Here is a 6,858-nt window from a genome sequence, read left to right on the forward strand (position 1 = left end):
ACAACAAAGGAATGAGAAAGTCGAAAACGATAGGCACTTTAATGAAGATGTGATATTTCTTTTTTAGGTTATATTTTTTGTAAAAAATATTCAGGATTCTATACCGTTTCGTGGTTATTTGAGAATTTGCAGTATCTATTGGTTAAAACATGTGATAACTATCGTGCCAATCAAAAATTCACAAAAACTACCCAACAACAAAGGAATGAGAAAGTCGAAAACGATAGGCACTTTAATGAAGATGTGATATTTCTTTTTTAGGTTATATTTTTTGTAAAAAATATTCAGGATTCTATACCGTTTCGTGGTTATTTGAGAATTGGTAATATCTATTGATTAAAACATTTGATAACCATCTTATCAATCAAAAATCCATAAAATCTACCCACCAACAAATAGTTAGCGATTCAAAAGATAGAAAATGATTTATTTTCTTTTACAGTTAAATCGCATAAAGCGATTGCGGGTAAAAATGCTTTATACGTTTTTAGCGGATTATTGGAGTCATGAAGTATAATAATTGGGCGTTTTACTACAATGAATCCTATAGATTAATCGAAAGGTTATGTATTAATAGCTAACGTTTGATATCCGCATTAATTATCATTGTGAGTAACCAATTCCTCACAATGATTATAGATCATTAATCTTCTTTACCGCGGATTTTACGAGATAACCGTTTAAATCCATGAGTAAATTTTTTAATTGCCATGGCAAAAAAAGGAACCTTAATTTTGATATTAAAACGTTCTTTTAATTCAATTGCGTCATTGGCTTTAGTTAACCAAATAAAACCTGAGTTAGTTAAATCAATAGCTTTGATTTTTCCATCAGGTGTTAGGATAAAATTGCCACCATGGACATCATTAGAGACTAGATTATAGCTGTGCAGTTTTTCTATGCAGTTTTTTATTTGCTCGCCATACTCTTTCATTTCTTCCCATTTTAAAGATCGTCCCTCAATAAAATTGAAAATCATATAATGACGCTTTGTTTTTTGGTCGAAAGCAACCAAATAAAGTTCATAAGCAATATCACATTTATCAAGCGATATTTTGGCGAGTTTACGAATTAAATTGAAATAAAAATCACCTGTAATTTTGGCGATCAAGCGACGCTCTAAACGGTGTTCAACGCCACCATCAATTTTAAAAATAAATTGGCTTTTATTATGATTGATTAAATAAGTATATCGCTCTAATTTATCGCTAGGATCGAGTAATTCATGATGCCCTTCTTCCGCCAAAAATTGATCAAAAAGGTCTAGGTAATTGATTTCATCATTTTGTACATAAGCGAATTTCATATCGCCACGTTGGATTTCAATAATTTTTGCAAAGTTATTCAAATTTATTGCCTTAAAATACATAAAAAATTATGCCTATCTTAAACATTATCCCCATTAAAGTAAACGAAGCTATAACTTTTGCATTACTCGATCCACTTTACACAAAAGTGACTAAAATCGGTGTTATACTAATAATAAGATGAAAATACTATTATTAACAAATAGATAAATTGGTTATTCTTGATTATTTATGAAAAACAACGTATCAGTATGGTTTTTATATATTATTAGAACAGCAAAGCAATCATTGTACACAGGTATCACCACCGATGTTGCTAGGCGTTTGCAACAACATAAAAATGGTAAAGGTGCTAAACATTTAAAAGGCCATAAAGATCTCAGTATTGTTTATCAAGTTAATGTGGGTGATAGGTCAACTGCGCTTAAAATTGAGTATCAAATAAAGCAGCTATCTAAGCAAAAAAAAGAACGATTGGTTTTGCAACAACCTAATTTAGAACAGTTGTTGCTTGATTTCTTAATTTTGTAACATTGCCATCAATTGTGGTGGTGGCGATTTTATGGCAGTAATTTGCTGTGCAAATTCAACTAATTGTTGACGCCAAAAATCATCATCAGTCATCCATGGAAAGGCGATGGGAAAAGCAGGATCTTGCCAGCGTTCTAAAATCCATGCTAAATGGTGAACTATTCTCATTGCTCTTAAAGGTTCAATAAGTTGTAATTGATGGTTATCAAAGTCATAAAACTCTTGATACATTTCAATTAGCATATCTAACTGTATGCGTCGCTCTTGCTGATTGCCAGAAAGCAACATCCACAGATCTTGAATAGCAGGACCATTACGCGCATCATCAAAATCAACAAACATTGCATTATCACGCCATAAAATATTGCCTGCGTGACAATCGGCATGTAGGCGAATAGGTTGCCAATCGTTATGCCAGTATTGCTCAACGGTTTTAATTAATTGCGCTAAGGTTATTTTAAGATCAGATTGCACTTTCTTAGGAATAAAGCGACAAGATAATAAAATTTCTTGAGGATAATAGAGATATTCTTCTAACCCAATAGTTGGGCGATGCAAAAAAGGCTGCTTTGCGCCAATTTGATGAATACGGGCAAGAAACATAGCCACCGATTCCATTTGTTCTATATTATCCATTTCGTATTGTCGCCCCCCCACACCTGGAAACAGGGCAAACAGATAACCTTGATACTCGTGTAGCGTGGTATGATTAAATGTTAATGGCGCAATAACGGGTATTTCAGCATCAGCTAATTGCTGCGTAAATTGATGCTCTTCCAAAATCTGATTTTTATTCCAGCGGAGAGGGCGATAAAATTTCGCAACATAACGTTTGCGATCCTCATCTTGAAATTGATAAACCCGATTTTCATAACTATTTAATACGGTTAAACCAGAATCTACATGTACGCCTATTGAAGATAAGCTATCAAGAATAAGATCTGGCGATAAAGATTGAAACGAAAATGTTGAACTATCCATTAAAGGATTTCCTTTATTGCTGACTAAACCATTCATCCAGTTTTTGTTTTAGCGCTTCAAGTCCAATGCGTTTAGGCGATGAAAAAGGCGCAACAGTAATATCCCCCTGAAAAGGTAAGATAGCTTCTTTGACCATGTTAACCTGTTTTTTTTGCGCACCAGAAGCCAGTTTATCCGCTTTAGTCAGTAATAACATAACAGGAATATCAACGGAAACAGCCCATTCGATCATCTGTTGATCTAAATCTTTTAAAGGGTGTCTGATATCCATTAATACAACTAGTCCTTTTAGGCTTTCGCGTTTTTGGAGGTATTCGCCCAGTGATTTTTGCCATTTTCGCTTTATGGCTTCCGGCACCTGAGCATAACCATAACCCGGTAAATCAACTAAACGACAATTTTCTTCAACTTCAAAAAGGTTGATGAGTTGCGTTCGCCCTGGAGTTTTACTCGTTCTAGCGAGACCTTTTTGATTGGTTAAGGTATTTAGTGCACTTGATTTACCTGCATTAGAGCGACCCGCAAAAGCAATTTCGACACCACTGTCAATAGGTAGATGAGAAATATCGGGCGCACTTAAAATAAAATGAGTTTTGGCATAATTTAATCGGTGAAAATCGGTCATAAATAAGTATCCTTTAAATGCAACGGCACTTAATTGATTAAAATGCCGTTACTGTATAGAAAAACTTAAGCATTGACAACCTTTTCCACGGCTTTTGCAAATCGCAACATACCTTCTTTTATCTCATCATCTGAAATAATGAGTGATGGTGTAAAACGCAGCACATTTGGACCAGCATTTAAGATCATCACCTTAAACTCAGTGGCAACGTTTAAAAAATCGCGCGCTTTATTGTGAAATTTGGGTTGTAACTCTGCACCCAACAACAATCCTTTACCTCGATATTCACGAAATAGTTTAAATTGATCATTAATTTCTTCGAGTTTTTCAATGAACAGCCCACGCCGTTTTTGTACGCCATCAAGTACTTCAGGGGAGTTAATAATATCAAAAGCTTCACAGCCCACTGCACAAGCAAGAGGATTACCACCGTAAGTGGTACCATGCACGCCAGGATGCATGACTGACGCAATTTCATTGGTTGTTAACATGGCACTAATTGGAAATCCACCCCCTAATGCCTTAGCGGAGGTTAAAATATCGGGTTTTACATTATATTGTTGATAAGTATATAAACTGCCTGTTCGCCCCATCCCGCATTGTACTTCATCAAATACAAGTAGTACTTTATGTTTATCACATAACTCACGCACACCTTGTAAAAATTCTGGTGTTGCTGATGTTAATCCGCCTTCGCCTTGTACTGGCTCTAATACAACCGCACAAGTATGGTCATCCATTACCGCTTTAACGGCATTAAGATCATTAAAAGGAACATGAATGATATCAGCAGGTTTTGGTCCAAAACCATCAGAATATTTTGCTTGACCGCCAACAGATACAGTAAAAAACGTACGGCCATGAAAAGATTGATAAAAAGCAATGATTTTGCTCTTATAAGGGCTATATCTTTGTGCTGCATAATATCGCGCTAGCTTAAACGCGGCCTCATTAGCTTCCGCCCCTGAATTGGCAAAAAACACACGCTCAGCAAAAGTGTTATCAATAAGCTTCTGCGCAAGATTTAGTGACGGTTCATTCGTAAAAACATTGCTGACATGCCATAACTTTTCACTTTGCTCATGCAGAGCTTTAACTAGTCTTGGATGACAATGACCCAGCGCATTAACTGCTATGCCACCAGCAAAATCAATATATTCTTCACCATCTTGATCCCAAACTCGGCTACCTTGGCCTTTAACAGGAATAAACTGAGCCGGTGCATAAACAGGTAAAATAACTTGATCAAATAGTTCTCGTGCAATTTTGGACTGCATTATTTAATCCTTAATTTATTTTTACTAAATAGCTTATGTTATTTTAAGCGAATTAACCGCCGTGTAAAGTAAATAATTATTCAGTTATTTTAAATTTATATTCATTTTGCAACGATATTATTTTAAATGCTGATTCAATAATTTTCTTCTTATCTACCATTATTTTCAGGTATAATCAGCCATTAGTTCGTTAATTGTACTTTAAAGAGATAAAAATGAGTCGTGTTATTTATTGTCATTATCTAAAAAAAGATGCTGATGGTTTGGATTTTCAACTTTACCCTGGTGAGCTTGGCAAACGTATTTTTAATGAAATATCAAAACAAGCATGGCAAGAATGGCTTAAAAAGCAAACGATGCTAATTAACGAAAATAAGCTCAATATGATGAATCCTGAGCATCGTAAAAAGATTGAAGCGGAAATGATCAAATTTCTATTTGAAGGCGAAGAAATTGTTATTGATGGTTATAAACCCCAAAATTGAGATATCAAATGACAAATAATAAAAAAATTCTCACATTACTCATCACTGTGAGCCTTTTAACGGGTTGCCCTAGCAAAAATTCGAAAAATCGTAATGATGATTATTATGTTAAAGATACCAATGCCTTTAATATTTTGATTAGTCAATATGCTAATAATATTGAACAAATTTGGGGGCCTAAAGAAATTTTGATAGCTGGCCCTAAAGACTATGTTCAATATGAAGATAATTTACAAACGCGCGTCCATATTAACTTTGTTTCGGGTATGATCACGATTGAAACCATGTCTGAATCACCAATAGAAAATTTAAAAGAGGCGATAGTTTCGACCTTACTTATGCCTGAACCAGTGGATATTATTCGCCATGATAAAATCAGTCAAGATTTGTCTGGCGAACCATTTTTATATAATCAGGTATTGGATCAAGAACATCAACCTATTCGTTGGCATGGTAGAGCAAATAGTTTTGCTGATTATGTGCTAGCCAATAATTTGAAACAACGAACATCAGGCACCCACAAAATTACTTATGTTGAAATCAAACTTGTGCCAAATCATATTAATCAGCGAGCTAGAAAATTCTTACCAATTGTTACCGAGGCATCAAATCGTTATTTTGTTGATGAGCGACTCATTTTAGCTATTATAGAAGTGGAATCAGCGTTTAACCCTTATGCTGTTAGTCGAACAGATGCCCTTGGTCTTATGCAAGTGCAACAACATACAGCAGGTCGTGATATTTTTAAATTATGGGGTAAATCAGGAGAACCAAGCCGAAAATTTTTGCTCGATCCGCGTAATAATGTTGATATGGGAACCGCTTACTTATCATTGCTAAAAACAAAATATTTGGCTGGAATTAATAATCCAATTTCATTACGTTATGCCATGATCACATCTTATAACGGTGGGGCAGGTAGTGTGCTTCGTACATTCTCAAATGATCGTAATGAAGCAATCAGCATGATAAATTCGATGACACCACAACAAGTTTATCGAAAACTCGTCACTTCTCATGCTTCTCAAGAATCACGTAATTATCTGATAAAAGTCAGTAGGATTTTAGATAATAAATAAGCGGGTAACCAATATAAATAATTGCTCCTTATTATTTATAACGAATGATAAGGAGCTATTCAATTCTGAAAAAATAACAGGGGTGATAAAGTTTAATTTATATCATTTTCTACTAAATCCCAACCCATACCAAACAGAGATGTTTAGCATGGGTATGTTAGTTGAGAACACAAATTTGTCTGGAACGAATTAAAGCATCTGAGTAAAACGAAGATAGCCTCGAAGAGACGAATATTAGGATGATGCAATTAAATATAAGTTGGTCATATTCTGTAGTCAAAGCGTGAGTCGTTAAGAAATTTAGAAATACCCTAACTCGACCGTTGTCACTGCTGCTATTTATTTCACCAACAGCTCAACACGTCCGAAATCCAAACCCGAAAATTATAAAAAAATTAGATAGAGTATTTATTTTATTATATTTTTTGTTGTTTTTTAACAAAAAATAAGATTTTCAATCCTTTAAAGCTTTTCCCAAAGCTTAACCCATTCTTTCCTTTACATTCCCTTACAAAAAATCCCCAAAAAAACTAGCTAAGTTTTTTTAAGCCTTATAATTTTAACGGTGAAAAT

At 34.5% G+C, this 6,858-nt stretch carries 7 protein-coding genes; 3 read left to right on the top strand and 4 right to left on the bottom strand.

What is annotated here, in order from left to right:
* Positions 1-643: 643 nt before the first annotated feature.
* Positions 644-1,348 (bottom strand): lipopolysaccharide core heptose(II) kinase RfaY, encoded by a 705-nt coding sequence (locus GYY69_RS12525; protein WP_174797987.1) that lies wholly within the window; start codon positions 1,346-1,348, stop codon positions 644-646.
* A gap of 190 nt (positions 1,349-1,538) precedes the next feature.
* Between GYY69_RS12525 and GYY69_RS12530 the strand changes: the two genes are divergently transcribed.
* Positions 1,539-1,838: a GIY-YIG nuclease family protein gene (locus tag GYY69_RS12530; protein WP_174797988.1), complete on the top strand. Its 300-nt coding sequence runs from the start codon at positions 1,539-1,541 to the stop codon at positions 1,836-1,838.
* Here GYY69_RS12530 and GYY69_RS12535 read toward each other — a convergent pair.
* The 3 genes from GYY69_RS12535 to argD form a co-directional block, all read right to left on the bottom strand.
* Positions 1,827-2,819, bottom strand: coding sequence for a serine/threonine protein kinase (locus tag GYY69_RS12535; RefSeq protein ID WP_174797989.1), 993 nt, complete (start codon positions 2,817-2,819; stop codon positions 1,827-1,829). The two genes, GYY69_RS12530 and GYY69_RS12535, sit on opposite strands and share 12 nt — an antisense overlap.
* 13 nt (positions 2,820-2,832) lie before the next feature.
* On the bottom strand, positions 2,833-3,444 hold the full coding sequence (gene yihA, locus GYY69_RS12540; RefSeq protein WP_174797990.1) for a ribosome biogenesis GTP-binding protein YihA/YsxC: 612 nt from the start codon (positions 3,442-3,444) through the stop codon (positions 2,833-2,835).
* Positions 3,445-3,509: 65 nt separating this feature from the next.
* Positions 3,510-4,721: a bifunctional acetylornithine/succinyldiaminopimelate transaminase gene (gene argD, locus GYY69_RS12545; RefSeq protein ID WP_174797991.1), complete on the bottom strand. Its 1,212-nt coding sequence runs from the start codon at positions 4,719-4,721 to the stop codon at positions 3,510-3,512.
* Between the two features lie 215 nt (positions 4,722-4,936).
* Here argD and GYY69_RS12550 point away from each other — a divergent pair, with 215 nt between their 5' ends.
* Positions 4,937-5,206 carry an oxidative damage protection protein gene (locus GYY69_RS12550; protein ID WP_065638777.1) on the top strand — a complete coding sequence of 90 codons (270 nt, stop codon included), beginning with the start codon at positions 4,937-4,939 and terminating at the stop codon, positions 5,204-5,206.
* 8 nt (positions 5,207-5,214) lie between these two features.
* Positions 5,215-6,285: a membrane-bound lytic murein transglycosylase MltC gene (gene mltC, locus GYY69_RS12555; RefSeq protein WP_174797992.1), complete on the top strand. Its 1,071-nt coding sequence runs from the start codon at positions 5,215-5,217 to the stop codon at positions 6,283-6,285.
* The last annotated feature ends 573 nt before the right edge of the window (positions 6,286-6,858 follow it).

Origin of the sequence: Gilliamella sp. ESL0250, assembly GCF_013345045.1 — a bacterium.
Classification (GTDB): Bacteria; Pseudomonadota; Gammaproteobacteria; order Enterobacterales; family Orbaceae; genus Gilliamella; species Gilliamella apicola_H.